This is a genomic window from Paraburkholderia sp. EG287B (genome assembly GCF_040965595.1).
GTDB lineage: Bacteria > Pseudomonadota > Gammaproteobacteria > Burkholderiales > Burkholderiaceae > Paraburkholderia.
Genome location: NZ_JBFRCG010000010.1, coordinates 120,045 through 134,993, shown reverse-complemented (window position 1 = coordinate 134,993; position 14,949 = coordinate 120,045). Strand labels below are relative to the sequence as shown.

12 protein-coding genes are annotated in these 14,949 nt (G+C 65.2%); 6 read left to right on the top strand and 6 right to left on the bottom strand.

Annotated elements, in window-relative coordinates; genetic code table 11:
• Positions 1 to 3: 3 nt before the first annotated feature.
• Complete coding sequence (locus tag AB4Y40_RS19555) at positions 4 to 591, bottom strand: LysE family translocator (RefSeq protein WP_368689176.1); 588 nt, start codon at positions 589 to 591, stop codon at positions 4 to 6.
• A gap of 160 nt (positions 592 to 751) precedes the next feature.
• On the opposite strand from AB4Y40_RS19555, the gene cobF reads away from it, so the two are divergent.
• On the top strand, positions 752 to 1,525 hold the full coding sequence (cobF, locus tag AB4Y40_RS19550) for a precorrin-6A synthase (deacetylating) (protein WP_368689175.1): 774 nt from the start codon (positions 752 to 754) through the stop codon (positions 1,523 to 1,525).
• Between the two features lie 58 nt (positions 1,526 to 1,583).
• Here cobF and AB4Y40_RS19545 read toward each other — a convergent pair whose 3' ends face one another.
• The 4 genes from AB4Y40_RS19545 to AB4Y40_RS19530 all read right to left on the bottom strand — a co-directional run bounded on the left by AB4Y40_RS19545 (position 1,584) and on the right by AB4Y40_RS19530 (position 6,793).
• On the bottom strand, positions 1,584 to 2,294 hold the full coding sequence (locus tag AB4Y40_RS19545) for a PepSY-associated TM helix domain-containing protein (RefSeq protein ID WP_368689174.1): 711 nt from the start codon (positions 2,292 to 2,294) through the stop codon (positions 1,584 to 1,586).
• The gene (locus AB4Y40_RS19540; RefSeq protein ID WP_368689173.1) at positions 2,291 to 2,974 is read right to left on the bottom strand and encodes a Fe2+-dependent dioxygenase; all 684 of its coding nucleotides are present in this window, start codon (positions 2,972 to 2,974) and stop codon (positions 2,291 to 2,293) included. The genes AB4Y40_RS19545 and AB4Y40_RS19540 overlap by 4 nt, the downstream gene beginning before the upstream one ends.
• A 141-nt stretch (positions 2,975 to 3,115) precedes the next feature.
• Positions 3,116 to 5,284 (bottom strand): TonB-dependent receptor, encoded by a 2,169-nt coding sequence (locus tag AB4Y40_RS19535; protein ID WP_368689172.1) that lies wholly within the window; start codon positions 5,282 to 5,284, stop codon positions 3,116 to 3,118.
• Between the two features lie 609 nt (positions 5,285 to 5,893).
• Positions 5,894 to 6,793: a glutamate/aspartate ABC transporter substrate-binding protein gene (locus AB4Y40_RS19530; protein ID WP_368689171.1), complete on the bottom strand. Its 900-nt coding sequence runs from the start codon at positions 6,791 to 6,793 to the stop codon at positions 5,894 to 5,896.
• Positions 6,794 to 7,443: 650 nt separating this feature from the next.
• Here AB4Y40_RS19530 and AB4Y40_RS19525 point away from each other — a divergent pair.
• From AB4Y40_RS19525 to AB4Y40_RS19505, 5 genes are all read left to right on the top strand, one after another.
• A complete protein-coding gene (locus AB4Y40_RS19525; RefSeq protein WP_368689170.1) occupies positions 7,444 to 9,093 on the top strand; it encodes a methyl-accepting chemotaxis protein in 1,650 nt (549 codons plus the stop codon).
• Between the two features lie 454 nt (positions 9,094 to 9,547).
• On the top strand, positions 9,548 to 9,793 hold the full coding sequence (locus AB4Y40_RS19520) for a hypothetical protein (protein WP_028207914.1): 246 nt from the start codon (positions 9,548 to 9,550) through the stop codon (positions 9,791 to 9,793).
• Positions 9,794 to 10,060: 267 nt separating this feature from the next.
• Complete coding sequence (locus AB4Y40_RS19515) at positions 10,061 to 11,050, top strand: DedA family protein/thiosulfate sulfurtransferase GlpE (RefSeq protein WP_368689169.1); 990 nt, start codon at positions 10,061 to 10,063, stop codon at positions 11,048 to 11,050.
• A 46-nt stretch (positions 11,051 to 11,096) separates the two neighbouring features.
• Positions 11,097 to 12,845: an FAD-dependent oxidoreductase gene (locus tag AB4Y40_RS19510; RefSeq protein WP_368689168.1), complete on the top strand. Its 1,749-nt coding sequence runs from the start codon at positions 11,097 to 11,099 to the stop codon at positions 12,843 to 12,845.
• A complete protein-coding gene (locus tag AB4Y40_RS19505; RefSeq protein ID WP_368689167.1) occupies positions 12,838 to 14,106 on the top strand; it encodes a winged helix-turn-helix domain-containing protein in 1,269 nt (422 codons plus the stop codon). The genes AB4Y40_RS19510 and AB4Y40_RS19505 overlap by 8 nt, the downstream gene beginning before the upstream one ends.
• 47 nt (positions 14,107 to 14,153) lie before the next feature.
• Here the strand turns inward: AB4Y40_RS19505 and AB4Y40_RS19500 are convergent, their stop codons facing one another.
• Complete coding sequence (locus tag AB4Y40_RS19500) at positions 14,154 to 14,429, bottom strand: hypothetical protein (RefSeq protein ID WP_028207911.1); 276 nt, start codon at positions 14,427 to 14,429, stop codon at positions 14,154 to 14,156.
• Between the last annotated feature and the right edge of the window lie 520 nt (positions 14,430 to 14,949).

Here is a 14,949-nt window from a genome sequence, read left to right as displayed (position 1 = left end):
CGTTCAGGCGAGCACCAGCCAGACCGCACTGCCCGCCAGCAACAACGCCATCGCGCGATTCACGAAACGCACGCGTGCGGGTTCGCGCAAGGCCTGGCGCAGCGACGCGCCCGCCCACGCCCAGCACGCAATCGACACGTAGCACACCACGAAATAGATCGCGGCGAACTGCCAGACGAGCGCATTCTCGCTGGATGCCGCATATAAGCCCATGCCCGCCACCGAGGCGAGCCACGCCTTGGGATTGAGCCATTGCATCGTGGCGCCCACCATTAGCGAGGGACCGCGCGCCGCGTTCGGGGAGTCGATGCGGCCATCGTCGGTGGCGAGCCGGTAGGCGACGTACAGCAGGAAAGCCACGCCCGCCCATTCGAGCGCGCGCGTGAGAAACGGCAGGCGCGCGAGCAGTTCCTGCATGCCGAGACCGATCAGCAGCAGCAACAATGTGAAGCCCACGGTCGCGCCCGTGACGTGGCGCAGGCTCGCGCGCAGCCCGTAGCGCGCGCCCGCACTCAACGCGACGATATTGACGGGTCCGGGGGTAATGGAAGTGGCCAGCGCGAAGGCGGCCATCGACAAGGCAGTGCTCACGGTTTTCCTCGCTACGCTCAGGGGCGATCAACATGCGTCGAGGGTAGACGCGCGCGCCGCCCGCGTATTGAAGAAAATTGCCCTGCCCGCGAGCGCGGCACCGCGCGGAACTCGCGCTATCATTGCGCCGCACCGACGACTCCCATTCCGGAACTGCAACGTGAAAAAGATCCTCATCATCGGCATCGGCGCGGGCGATCCGAAGTACCTGACCGTGCAGGCCATCGAAGCGCTCAACGCGGCCGACGTGTTCTTCGTGATGGACAAGGGCGCGGCCAAGGACAAGCTCGTCGCGCTGCGCAAGGAAATCTGCGCCCGCTTCATCCAGGACCACGACTATCGCATCGTGGAAGCCACGAGCCCCGAGCGGCGCCGCGACGAAGGTCTCGACTACAAGGCCGCCGTGGACGAGCTCAACCGCGACAAGCAGCGCGTATTCGAGCGCCTGATCGAAGAGGAATTGACCGACGTCCAATGCGGCGCGTTTCTCGTCTGGGGCGACCCGTCGCTCTACGACAGCACGATCCGCATTCTCGATTCGATCCTGGCCGATGGCCGGCTCGCGTTCGACTTCGAGGTGATTCCCGGCATCAGCAGCGTGCAGGCGCTCGCGGCGAAGCATCGCGTGCCGCTCAACTTCATCGGCAAACCGGTGAGCATCACGACGGGAAGGCGGCTCGCGGAGGGCGGCTTTCCGCAGGACGTGGACAGCGCGGTGGTCATGCTCGACGCGCAGAACGCGTACGCGCAGCTCGCGGGCGAAGCACTCGATATCTACTGGGGCGCCTATGTCGGCACCCCCGACGAGATCCTGATGGCGGGCCGGCTCGAAGACGTGAAAGACGAGATCGTCCGCGTTCGCGCCGAGGCGCGCGAAGCGAACGGATGGATCATGGACACCTATCTGCTGCGCAAGCGCGGCGTGAAAGACTGAAATCGAACGGGTGCGAACTTCGGCGTTCGCGCCCGTTGCCGGGTTCACACGTCGAGGCTTACGCCAGCCCGACGCATACCGCCACGATAATCGAGCCGAACAACAGCACGGCGCCCACCGTCTTGCGCTTGTTCAGCTCCGTCCACAGCAGCACGCCCGTGAGCGAAAGCAGAATGAGCGCCCCGGCGAAGCTGTCGATGAACAGCACCCAGCCGACGCTCATCCCCGTACCCTTGTGCAGGTTCGTGATCGTCGAGACCAGCGAGTTGTCGTTGCGCTTGAGCGTGAGCTTGTCGTTACCCACCCAGTACTCGACCATCACGCTCTCGCCGGGCGACGTGAACATCATCTGCCAATGCTCGGGCTGCACGACCTCGCGGTCGCCCCAGGCCACGTTGTGCTCGGGCTCCTTCTGCACGCGGCCCATGCGCGCGGGCAACTTGAGATCCGGTTGCGAGCGCAGCCATTTCACCATCTCACGCGGCGTTTCGGGCGCGGGGTCGGGCACGGCAATCTGCACCGTCGAAACTTGCGGCGCGCCCGGCGAAATGCGCAGCGGTTCCGCGCGATGGTTGAGCACGAATCCCGTTGCGCCGAACAGCAGGCCGAGCGCCGCACCCCACAGGCCTACCCAGCCGTGCACCTTGCGCAGCCACTTGATGAAGGTCGCACGGCGCGAACGCTTCGCGCGTTCGTCGCGCTGTTCGGCGTCGAGATGCGTGCGCGGCGTTGCCGGCGCGTCGATCTCGGCGGTATCGGAAAAGCTCATGTTTCACTCCAGAGTCGCAAAAGATTGTGGTAGCAGCCCACGAGGCTGCGCCGCGCCTGGGCGTCGGCGTCGCTTGCGTTCAGGCGCTGGATGGCGGTGTCCATGTCGAAGAGCAGCGCGCGCTTCGTGTCGTCGCGCACGAGGCTCTGCACCCAGAAAAAACTCGCCACACGCGCGCCGCGCGTGACCGGCGTGACCTGGTGCAGGCTCGTGGCCGGATAGACGATCATGTCGCCCGCCGGCAGCTTGACCTCCTGCACCCCGTAGGTGTCTTCGACCACGAGTTCGCCGCCGTCGTATTCGTCGGGCGACGAGAGAAAGAGCGTGCAGGAAACGTCGGTGCGCAGCTTCACGCCGTTGGGCAGCACACGCACTGCGCCATCCACGTGGCTGCCGAACGTCATGCCGCCTTCATAGCGGTTGAAGAGCGGCGGATACACCTGGTTGGGCAGCGCAGCGCTGATGAAAAGCGGATTGCGCTCGATGGCCGCGAGCACCATGTCGCCGAGCTCGCGTGCGATGGGCGTGTGCTCGGCGATCTGCACATTGCGCTTCACGGGCGCACCCGACCAGCCGGCCGTTGCGCGGCCGTCCACCCAGGCGTCGCCCGCGTTGTCGAGCCGCGCGCGCAGCGTGCGCACCTGCTCGGGCGTCAATACGTTGGGGACGTGAACCAGCATCGTCAATTCCTTCGTTGTGCCGCATAAGCGGCAAGGCGGCCGCGTTCATGTGCATGCGCGCCGTTGCGCAAAAAGCCCGCATTATCCGAGCTTCGCGCGACGGCACGCAAAAACGCTCGGCCCACGCGTAACACTCGGGTGTCAGAACCGGTAATCGGCCGTCGCGAGGAACGTGCGACCGATACCCGGCACCGACCGCCCACCGTCCGACTGGATGAGGGCGTCGTAGTAGAACTTGTTGGTCAGATTCAGCAGATTGAGCCGCACGTCCCACTTCTTTTCGTGGTACGCGGCCGTTGCATCCCAGCGCGTGTAGCCGCCGGTTTCCACATAATTCGTGTTCGCTGCGTAACGCGCCGACATATAGGTCGGCCCGCCGCCAATCTCCCAATGCGGCGTGAATGCGTACGTGGTCCACAGCGTGAAGGTATTGCGCGGCGTATTCGCCGGCGTGTTGCCCTGGGTGCCGTCGAGCGCCTTGAGGACCACGCCGTCCATGTAGGTGTAGCCTGCGAACACCTGCCACTTGTTCGTAATGTGACCCGTCGCGCCCGCCTGGAAGCCGCGCACGCGAATATCGCCTTCGAGCGTGTACTCGCCCGTCGAAGTCTGCGTGCGCGCGTTGTCCATCTCCTGCTGGAAGAAGGCGGACGTCACCGAAAGATTGCCGCCCAGCAGGTCCCACTTCGCGCCGACTTCATACGACTTCGTATGTTCGGGCGAGAGGTTTTGCGTGTTGTTCGTGACCGTGAGCGCTTCGAGCGACGGATCGAACGAGGTGCCGTACGAGAAGTAGTACGACTGCCAGTCGGTCGGCTGATAGATCGCCCCCGCGCGCACGCTCGTGAACGTGTTGGTCTGATCCGCGTAGGCCGGCGCGCTGATCGTGTTGGCGATATGCGCCTGGAAGCGATCCCAACGCACGCCGCCGATGAGCTTCCAGTGCTCGCCGATCGACATGGTCTCGTTGAAGTAGGCCGCGAACGTGTTTGCGCCCGACTCCGCGTGATTGCCGACCGTCGTCGTGACGTTCGATGGCGTCGAGATATAGACGGGGTTCAGCAGCGAGAGAATCGGCAGGTTGTTGCGCGTATAGGCCTGATTCGTGTAGCTGTCGTGGCCCACCTCGATGCCCGCGAGCATCTCGTGCTTCAGAAAGCCCGTGGTGAACTTGTATTGCGCCATCGTATCGTTGTAGATCGAGTGGTTCTCGATCACGCGATCGTGGCTCGCCAGCTTGATGTAGAGATCTTCGAGCGGCAGGTTCGTGAAGTTGCCGTTCTTGAGCGCCGTGCTCGAAGCAAGCGGGCCCGTCAGCACCGCGCCGGGCGCGGTCTCGCGCGCGTCCGTGAGCGAGTGCGAGAACTGCGTCTGGTTGGTGAGCTTGAACTGGTCGTTGAAACGGTGCTCCACGCGCGCCTGCACCGTCTGCACGTCCTGGATCGTGCGGTCGTCGGTCAGGCCGTAGAACGTGCTCTTCGAAGGGGCGAACGGACGGCCGTTGACCGCCTGCACGCCGTAGTCCGGCATGTCGTAGTTGTGCTGAATGAGCGCCGAGATCGTGACCTCGGTCGGCGTGCCGATGCCGAAGCGCAACTCGGGCGCGAAACCGTAGTCCTTGTTTTTCATCACGTCGCGCGTCGAACCCATCGACTGGCCGAACGCATTCAGACGAAAGGCGGCGTGATCGCCGAGCGGACGGTTCACATCGAGCGTCGCACGATAACGGTCGTCGGTGCCGATCGTGGTCGACACTTCGGTGAGCGGCTTGAGGTTCGCCTGCTTCGTGACCTGATTGATGACGCCGCCCGTGGAGCCGCGGCCGAACAGCATCGACGAGGGGCCGTAGAGCACTTCGATCGATTCGAGGTCGAAGGTGTCGCGGTAGTACTGGTTGCGGTCGCGAAAGCCGTCGAGGTAGATGTCGTTTTGCGCCGTGAAGCCGCGCAGGTTGATGTTGTTGCCGATCTGGCCGCCTTCCGCTCCGCCGATGGTGATGCCGGGCGCGTTGCGCAGCGCGTCCTGGAACGACGTGGCGCCCTGCGACTGCATCACGGCCTTGTTGATCACCGTGACCGACTGCGGAATGTCGCGCAGCGCGGTGGGCGTCTTCGCGCCGACGGTCGAGCGATCCGCCTGGAAGTCCCGGGCATCGCTTTGGGCGGATACGGCGATCGTGGGCAGCGTGGTGGTGTTCGTGGCGCTTGCCGCCGTGGCGGCGGCAGGCTCGCTTTGGGCGAGTGCAGACGAAGCGAAAGGCACAGCAAAGGTCAGCGCGAGCGCACTCGCGAGCGGCGTCCGGTTCAACATGAGGTCCCTGTACACGGCGTATGACCCGGCCGTGCGACACGCGGATAGCTGGCGTGGACGACACGGGTCGATTGGCTGGCTGGGCCGCCCCGAAAGGACCGAGGGAAACGACGCTAGGCTGGCTGGTCTTGTTGTTTGGCCGCGGAAATGTCCGCGGTAATGAGAATCGATATCATTCCATATCTTGCATATTCTTTCAAATGGAATTGGCGTTTTAGCGACACCGTTTTAGCGACACCATTGGTGACATCAAGGTAAATGTAATTTTACGAATGACGAAAGAATGGGCACGCCGATGAATCGTCTGATTAAAACCTGTGCGCGCGGCACATATCATCTGCATGCCGAAATAAATTCAAAGCGTTGCTCCAGGCTAACTGCGCGCATTCGCGCAATTGCTGCGCGAGGGCGCCAATCGCCCCGTCGAGCGTAGCGGTGCTGCGCCGGAGAATACCGATCGGCTCCGCACCGCAATACGCGTGTGCTTTACTCGGTTGCGGGGGATGTGGAAGCGACCGAAGAATGGCAGGAAGGGGAAGCGAAATAAGCGCGCGTTGCGTGGCGGCCGCGCGCTTGCGCGCTTGCGGCCGCCACATTGAAAACCTGCGATCAGTCGAGCGCCCGATCATTCGGATGCGCAAACAGCGCCCGATTCTCGTTGGACAGGGGATAGTTCAGGTTCATCCCCTTGGGCGGCACGGGCTGCGTAAACCACTTCGTGTACAGCCGCTGCGCTTCACCCGAAGTCTGCATGCGAGCGATCACGCCGTCGGCCAGTTTCTTGAAGACGGGATCGTCCTTGCGCACCATGCAGCCATAAACCTCCGAGAGCGGCGGCGTGCCGGTGATCACGTAGTCCTGCTGGTCCGCTTCCTTGGCCCGCGCCCCGTACAACAGCGGCTCGTCCATGACGAACGCGACCGCGCGCCCCGTCTTCACGTTGAGAAACGACTCCGCGTGGTCCTTGGCGGCGATGAGTTGCATGCCCATCTTCTTGTCGTTGTTCATCTCGCGCAGCAGCCGGTCCTCCGACGTGCCCGCCGTGGTCACCACCGTCTTGCCTGCGAGATCGGGGAAATCCTTGATGCCGGAATCCTTTTTCGCAATCAGGCGCACGCCATACTGAAAGAAGCTGTTCGTAAAGGCGACCTGGTTGTCGCGATCCTTCGTGTGCGTGGTCGAACCGCACTCGATATCGATCGTGCCGTTCTGCACGAGCGTGATGCGGTTCTGCGAAGTGATCGGAATTTCCTTGACCGTGAGCTTGTCGAGCTTCAGCTCCTTTTTCACCTCGTCGACGATCTTCAGCGCGATGTCCTGCGCATAGCCGATCGTGTGTTGCTCGCTGTCGTAGTAGGAGAACGGCACTGACGATTCCCGCACGCCCAGGGAAATCACGCCTGTATCGCGGATTTTTTTGAGGGTAGCGCTCGTGGCGTCCTGCGCCTGAGCCGGTGCGAGATACGTGCATCCCATGACGACGGCTGCGAGCGTTGTAACTTTTTTCATTGAGTCTCCTCCGGATGGTCCGTCGGCGCTTCGTGCGCCGCACTCGAGTATTCATGCCTTGCAGCGAGGCGGCAATTGAAATCGGTTACGTCGACATAACTCAAGGTTAAGTCGCCGGTGAAGGCGCGCCGTTCGAAGCGCCGCCGTCGAGGCCGGTTTCGTTGGCAACACGAACCGTTCCGCGCGCCATGACTTGTCCACACATTTTGTTGGCAGCCCTGTGCGTAACCGTTGGAAGACCGCATCAAGTCCTTGATGCGTTTCGGTTAACCCATGGCGTTCCCAATCGCGGCAACAGCGTCTCGCAGCGCCTCGAAACTCACCCGTCTTTTCCACAGATTTTGTTGGCAGCCCTGTGCACAACTTCTGGACAGCGAACCTAAGTCCCTGATCGCAAACGTCAATGCGCCAAGCGACAGAGAAGTTGCACGTTTTGGAGGCATTGGACTTGTCCACAGTTAACGGGGAAAAGTCTGTGCATACAGCCCCCAACATCCGCGCCAATCCATTGATAGCACAACGGATTTTCTCGCTGCCCGCGGATCGGCTCAGACCTGCCTCACGCGTGCATACCCCTAAAGTTTGTAAGGGAAATGCCGTTAAGCCTCGCTGTGTTGTTGGGTCTCAAGCGGCCCCATCGAAGGAATCTCATGCGCAACAATCAACCCGTCACGCAACAGGAATTCGACTATCCCGCTTCGCAGATGCTCGTCTCGGCCACCGACCTCAAGGGCCGCATTCAGTACTGCAATCCTGCGTTCGTCGCGGTGTCGGGCTTCACGAAAGAAGAGCTGATCGGCAAGGCACATAACATCATTCGTCATCCCGACATGCCGGCCGAAGCGTTCGCCGACTTGTGGGAGACCGTTCGCGATGGCCGTCCCTGGACCGGGATCGTCAAGAACCGCCGCAAGTCCGGCGACCACTACTGGGTGCGCGCGAACGTAACGCCAGTCTCCGAGCAGGGCACGGTGGTCGGCTATCTGAGCGTGCGCGTGAAGCCCACGCGCGAAGAAATCCGCACGGCCGAATCCTTCTACGCGCAAATGCGCGAGGGCCGTCTGCAAGGCGTGCGGCTGCGCCACGGCTCGGTGGTGCGCACGGGACTCGTGGGCGCGCTGCAGTCGCTGCTGCGCGTGCCGATCGCCACGCGTATCGCCTTCGGCTATGGCGCCGTGCCCGCCGTGTTCGCCGCGGCCGGCTTCGCCGCGTGGCAGGGCCTGCCGCCGCTGCCGTTCTGGGGCGCCTTCGGCGCGGCCTGCGTGTGTGCGCTCGGCGCCTGGCGTCTGACCACGCGCCACCTCGGCGCGCCGCTCGCGCAGATGACCACGGCCTCCACGCGCATGGCCGCCGGCGACCTCACGGCCACGCTCGCGGTTGCCACGAACGACGATCTCGGCGACGTGCTGCAGGCGCTCAACCAGTTGCAGGCCAATCTCACGGCGATCGTGTTCGACGTGCGCTCGCAGATCGACGGCATGCTCGACGCCGCGCACGAAATCTCGAGCGGCAATCTCGATCTCTCGCGCCGCACCGAAATGCAGGCCGCTTCGCTCGAAGAAACCGCCGCCACGATGGATCAGCTCACGACCACCGTGCAGGCCAACGCCGAAGCCAGCGCCCGCGCGCTCGATCTCGCGCGCGACGCGCAATCCGCCGCGGCCGAGGGCGGCTCGATCGCCGCGCAGATGGAGCGCACGATGACGGGCATCACCGACGCGTCGCGCCGGATCAGCGACATCACCGGCGTGATCGACGGCATCGCGTTCCAGACCAACATCCTCGCGCTCAACGCCGCCGTCGAAGCCGCGCGCGCGGGCGAGGCCGGCCGCTCGTTCGCCGTGGTGGCGGGCGAGGTGCGCATGCTCGCGCAGCGCTGCGCGGCGTCGGCCAAAGAGATCAAGCAGGTCGTGGACGCCAGCGTCAACGAGATCGCCGAGGGCACGCGCCTCGTCGGCAACACGACCGCGCAGATGCGCTCGATCGACGAAGCCGTGAGCCGTGTCTCGTCGATCATCACCGAGGTCGCGAACGCGAGCGGCGAGCAGGCCGAAGGCATCCGCCAGGTCAATCAGGCCGTCGCGCATCTGGACAGCGCCACGCAGCAGAACGCCGCGCTCGTCGAGCAGGCCGCCGCCACGGCGCAGCGGCTCGCCGAGCAGGCCGACGTGCTCGACGAGGCCGTGCGCCTCTTTACCGTGGCGGGCGCCGAGGCGGCCACACGCGCGAAGCCCGCCCGCCCCCCGGCGCGCCGCCGGAGCGTCAATCTTGCCGAAGCGGCCGAGGAGATCGCGGCATAACGACCGGCTCGCACGCCGCGCTGCAAACACAGCCGGGTGGCTTCGTCTATTGGTCTGAGAGATCGGCGTTAGTCCCATCTCGACAGTGCGGCGCGCGGGCGGCACCATAAAAACCGTCAGCAAGCCGTACCCCGGTTTGCTGATCCGAGTAACAACGGCGTTTCAACGGCTCGCCCGGCCTGCCCGGGTGGGCCGTTTTTTCTGTTGCGCCCGCCTGGTGCCTGGCATCGCTTTGCTTCGCAACCATGACAGCGGTGCAACGCGCAACGCATTTCGCATGGCCCGTTGCTGCGCGCGCAAAAACGGGCGTTGCGGCGGCGAGTCGCGTTACACTGGCTGGCCAGGGTCGCGGCACAGCGATCTCGCTGTGTGTGTCTGCGCTCACTTGCATAAACACGCCGTGCAGCCGACCCCGTACAATGGCTCGACCACCCAACGCACGAGGACAACATCAATGCGCACGACCGGGTCTTCCGGAAACATGACCCTGCTCACCGAGCATGACGACGCGACCGGACGCGAACTGCGTTCACTGCGCCTCGAATCGGCGGCCGACGGCAAAAGCCTCTTGCTGGTCGAAGTCGACGAGCGCAAGCCGGGCATCCATCGCGAAGTGCGTTACGAAATCACGCCGGCCGAGCTGATCGCGGCCATTCGCGCACAAGGCGCCGAGCTGCCCGGGGAATCACACACGCGTTAAGCGCACGGAAACTGCCGGCACGAACGCGGCACGCGCAGTCTCGTGTGCCGCGTTCTGTCGCTTTCCACTCATCGCGCGCATCTCGCGAACACCTCGCGTTTCTCTCGTTTCAATCCGGCGCTTTTTTCACATGCCTGTCCCACTCGGCAGGCATTCTCACGCGCGTACAAGGGGGTCGCTTGCACGCCTTCGAAATGCGTCCATAATCTTTACGTTACCCTCCTATCTTTCCCGTTCCTCGCCTGACGGCGCAACGGAAGTAAGCCGATGCTACATGACCTCGTCGCGCAATACGGGCCTGCGCTGGTGTTCATCAATGTGCTCGCCGGATCGCTTGGGCTGCCCGTGCCCGCGATGCCCGCGCTCGTGTTGTTCGGCGCGATGGCGGCCATGCATCCCGGTTCGATCGGCCAGCAGGTCGCGCCGGTGCTCGGGCTCGCCATCTTCGCCATGCTGATTGGCGACAGCGTGTGGTTCATGGCCGGGCGCCTCTACGGCGGCAACACGCTCAAGACGCTCTGCAAGCTCTCGCTCTCGCGCGACACCTGCGTGAAAAAAACCGAGCGCTTTTTTGGCCGCTGGGGCGTGCGCGTGCTCGCCGTCGCCAAGTTCGTGCCGGGGCTGTCGCTCGTGTCCGTGCCGATGGCCGGCGCGATGGGCGTGCCCTACCGCCAGTTCGTCGGCTTCGACGGCATCGGCGCGGCGCTGTGGTCCGGCACCGGCCTGCTCGTCGGCGTGATGTTCGCGCCGCAGATCGACATGCTGATGAGCGGCGCGAGCCGGCTTGGCCGCTTCGCCCTCGTCGTGGTGGCCGTGCTGCTCGTGCTCTACGCGACCTACCGCTGGCAGCGCCGCCGCCAGCTCATCAAAAAGCTCGCGAACGCGCGCATCACGGTGGAAGATCTTTACCGCGCGATGGGCGCCAAGCCGCCGCCGGTCGTGTTCGACATTCGTTCAGAAGAAAAGCGCAAGCTCGATCCGTACATCATCCCCGGTGCGTTGTTCGCCGACGAGCGCAAGCTCGACGAGATCGTCGGCAAGTACCCGAACGACCAGAAGCTCGTGATCTACTGCTCGTGCCCCAATGAAATTTCCGCGGCCTGGATGGCGAAGAAGCTCGCCGAGGCCGGCTTTACCGACGTGGTGCCGCTACTGGGCGGTCTCGATGCGTGGCGCGACGCCGGCCGCACGCTCGAGTCGCTCCAGCTGCACGCCCACGCCGACGTCCCGGTCAACATCACGCCTAAAGCTGTCTGATCCGGGCGGCCCGCTCCCGAGCCGCCCGCACGAGGAGAACCGCCAGATGGGCACGATCACCGAAGCCGAGGTTCCGGAATCTGCGGAACTTCCTTCCGCGAGCCGCCACTCCGACACGCAGCCGCAACCCGCCGAAGCGCCGTTCTCGACGCTCTCCACGCGGCGCCATCAGATGTTCCCCCAGCTCACCGACGACGAAATCGCGCGCCTCGCGCGCTTCGGCGAAGAGCGCCACTGGTCGGCAGGGGAGTTGCTCTTTCGCACGGGCGAAACCGGCCCCGGCATGTTCGTGCTGCTCTCCGGTTCGGCGAAAGTGTCCCAGCGCGACGGGCTGGGCCGCGAGCGGCTCATCGTCGAGCATGGGCGCGGGCATTTTCTCGCCGAAGTGGGCCAGCTTTCGGGCGGCCCGGCGCTCGTGGACGGCACGGCGCTCGAACCTGTCGATGCGATCCTGATTCCGCCCGAGCGGCTGCGCGCGGCCATCGTCGCCGAAGCCGAACTCGGCGAGCGCATCGTGCGCGCGCTGATCCTGCGCCGCGTCTCGCTGATCGAAAAGGGCGCGGGCGGCCCGATTCTCGTGGGCAAGCACGACGATCCCACGCTCGTTGCGCTGCAAGGCTTCCTTTCGCGCAACGGCCATCCGTATTCCGTGCTCGACGAGCGCGACGAAGGCATGCTTTGCGGCGTGATCGAGCGCTTCGCCGCGCGCTGCGAGGACCTGCCGCTCGTGATCTGCCCCGATGGCTCGGTGCTGCGCCGTCCCAGCGCGCCCGAACTGGCCACGTCCCTCGGCATCCTGCCCGAACTGGACGGCGAGCGCGTCTATGACGTCGCCGTGGTCGGCGCGGGCCCTGCCGGTCTCGCCACGGCGGTCTATGCCGCTTCCGAAGGCCTTTCGGTGATCGTGCTCGACTCGCGCGCGCCCGGCGGCCAGGCGGGCGCCAGCTCGCGCATCGAAAACTATCTGGGCTTTCCCACCGGCATCTCCGGCCAGGCGCTCGCGGGCCGCGCGTTCGTGCAGGCGCAGAAGTTCGGCGCGCACGTGGCCATTCCGGTCTCGGTGCGCAAGCTGATCTGCGATGAGGAACCGCGCCGCCTCGAAACCTGTAGCGGCGACGTGCGCGCGCATACGGTCGTGATCGCGAGCGGGGCCGTGTATCGCAAGCCCGCGATCGAGGGCATCGATCGCTACACGGGGCGCGGCATTTACTACTGGGCTTCGCCGGTCGAGGCGAAGCTTTGCAAGCACGAGAACATCGTGCTCGTGGGTGGCGGCAATTCGGCGGGCCAGGCGATCGTCTATCTTTCCACGCACGCGCGCCAGATCGACGTGCTGATCCGCAAGGCCGGTTTCGAATCGACGATGTCGCGCTATCTGATCGACCGGATCGCCTCGCTCTCGAATGTGCGCGTGCATGGGCACAGCGAGATCGGCGGCCTCGACGAAGACACGAGCGGCCTCGCCGCGGTGCGCCTGAAGATGCCGTGCCCGGAGGGCGTCGACCATTTCGATTCGCGCCATCTGTTCCTCTTCACGGGCGCGGACCCGAACACCGGCTGGCTGCGGGAATGCGGCGTGAAGCTCGACCCGCACGGCTTCGTGCTGACCGGCGACAACGAGTCGTGCAGCCTCGCGACTTCGGTGGAAGGCGTCTACGCGATCGGCGACGCGCGCGCGGGCTCGACCAAGCGCGTGGCCGCGGCGGTGGGCGAAGGCGCGGCCGTGGTCGCGCAGATCCACCAACGGCTCGCGGCGCTGCGGCCGGTGACGGTGGTCGCGGGCGTCCATGCGTGAGCGCGCTGCGGAGGTTGCAGAAGCGCCCACGCTTGCCGAAGCCGGTTCCTCGCTAGTGCTGCCGCTCGCGGCGGCCCGCACGCTGCACCTCGCGGCGCAGGGGCTGCTTGCGCCGCCGCGCCGCAAGGCGACCCAGGACGACGTGCTCGACGCGATCCGCCGCATGGCGCAGTTGCAGATCGACACGATCCACGTGGTCGCGCGCAGTCCCTATTTCGTGCTGTTCAGCCGCATCGGCGCGTTCGAGCCGGCGTGGCTCGACGCGCACCTCGCGCAAGGGCGCCTGTTCGAATACTGGGCGCACGAGGCCTGCTTCCTGCCCATCGAGGACTACGGGCTGCTGCGCCATCGCATGCTCGATCCTTCCGGCATGGGCTGGAAATACGCAGCCGGGTGGCATGACCAATACCGCGACGAGATCGACGCCCTGCTCGAGCGCATTCGCGCCGGGGGCGCCGTGCGTTCCGCCGACTTCGCGCGCGCCGAAGGCGCCAAAGGCAGCGGCTGGTGGGACTGGAAGCCGGAGAAGCGGCATCTGGAAGTGCTGTTCGCAACCGGCGCGCTGATGGTGGCCCAGCGGCACAACTTCCAGCGCGTGTACGACGTGGCCGAGCGCGTGCTGCCGCACTGGAACGACGCGCGCGACCTGCCGCCACGCGCCGACGCGGAACGCGAGCTGCTGCTGCGCTCCTGCCGCGCGCTCGGCGTGATCCGCGCGGACTGGGCCGCCGACTACTTCCGCCTGCCGCGCCGCCCGTATGCCGATGCCCTGCACGCACTCGCCGACGCGGGCGAGCTGCTGCCCGTGCGCGTGGAAGGCTGGAAGCACGACGCGTTCGTGCATCGCGAGCACGCGGCGCTCATCGACGAAGCGGCGAGCGGCAAGCTCGCCTCCACGGTCACGACCCTGCTCTCGCCCTTCGATCCGGTGGTGTGGGATCGCAAGCGCGCGCTCGCGCTATTCGATTTCGATTACGCCATGGAATGCTATGTACCGGCCGCGAAGCGCAAGTACGGTTACTTCGTACTACCGATCTTGAATCGCGGGCGATTGATCGGGCGCATCGACGCGAAGGCGCATCGGGGGCAGCAGGTGTTCGAGGTGAAGTCGCTGCATCTGGAGCCCGGCGTGCGCGCGAGCGGCCGTCTGGTTGCCGACTTGCGCCGCGCGCTGCAGCGTTGCGCGGACTGGCACGGCACGCCGGAGCTGCGCATCGGCGCCGCGCCGGACGGCCTCGCGGCCGCCCTGCTGGCTGCGTGAGCGTGCGGCTGCCGACCCGCCAGAGCCGCCGCACGCGTTGAGAACGATTAGTGCTCCAGCTTGGCGCGCAGCTCGCGCGCGGCTTCGAGCAACCCTTCGTAGCCCGAACGCGCGTGTTGCGGCAGGTCGGGGTCGCCCACCAGCGCGCCCAGCGTTTCGACGAGGCTGAAGACGAGGCCCTTGGCCGCGCCCGCCGCGATCTTGCCGGACTTCACGCCTTCGTCGACGTGACTGAAGGCGGCGTTCAGACTCTCCAGATCCGGTTGCGATGAACCGGCGCCAGGCTTTTGAGCGTCCTGCTTTTGCTTGTCGTCGCTCGTCATGATGAAGTCGATCTCCCTTGGTGAGCAGTAGTCAAAAGAATCCCGCACTTTTCAATGTTATATACCCATCGGGTGCGGGCGTCCATTCGAGGCCCCGCGGCGCGAGGGCCGACGGCAGGCGCACTCCCGAATCTTCTCACCTTTGCCGCGTACACGCCGAGGCGGCGAGCGCGACGGCTTGTCGCTTCGTCACGCCAGGCGATTAAAAAATGCCTTGAAATCAGGGCTAAGGTGGGTTTCGCACGATAGATCGGCAGGTGCCTCGCATCGCTTCTCACGAGCGCCGATGGCGCGTTCCGGCCTCTCCCGCAAACGCTCACCTTTGTGCTTCGAAGCGTGGATTCACGCCGCTTCGAGTGCGTCCGCCGATCGGTTCGCGCTCACCGCATCACGCGCCGGATTGGCGTTTCGCCCTTGTTTTCAAGGTACTTTTGCTCGTGACGGCGCAACCCGCGCGCTCGCACCGTTCCGTTCAAGGTGCGTGATCAGGTGCCAACCTGCTCACTCCCGAAAAGCCTCA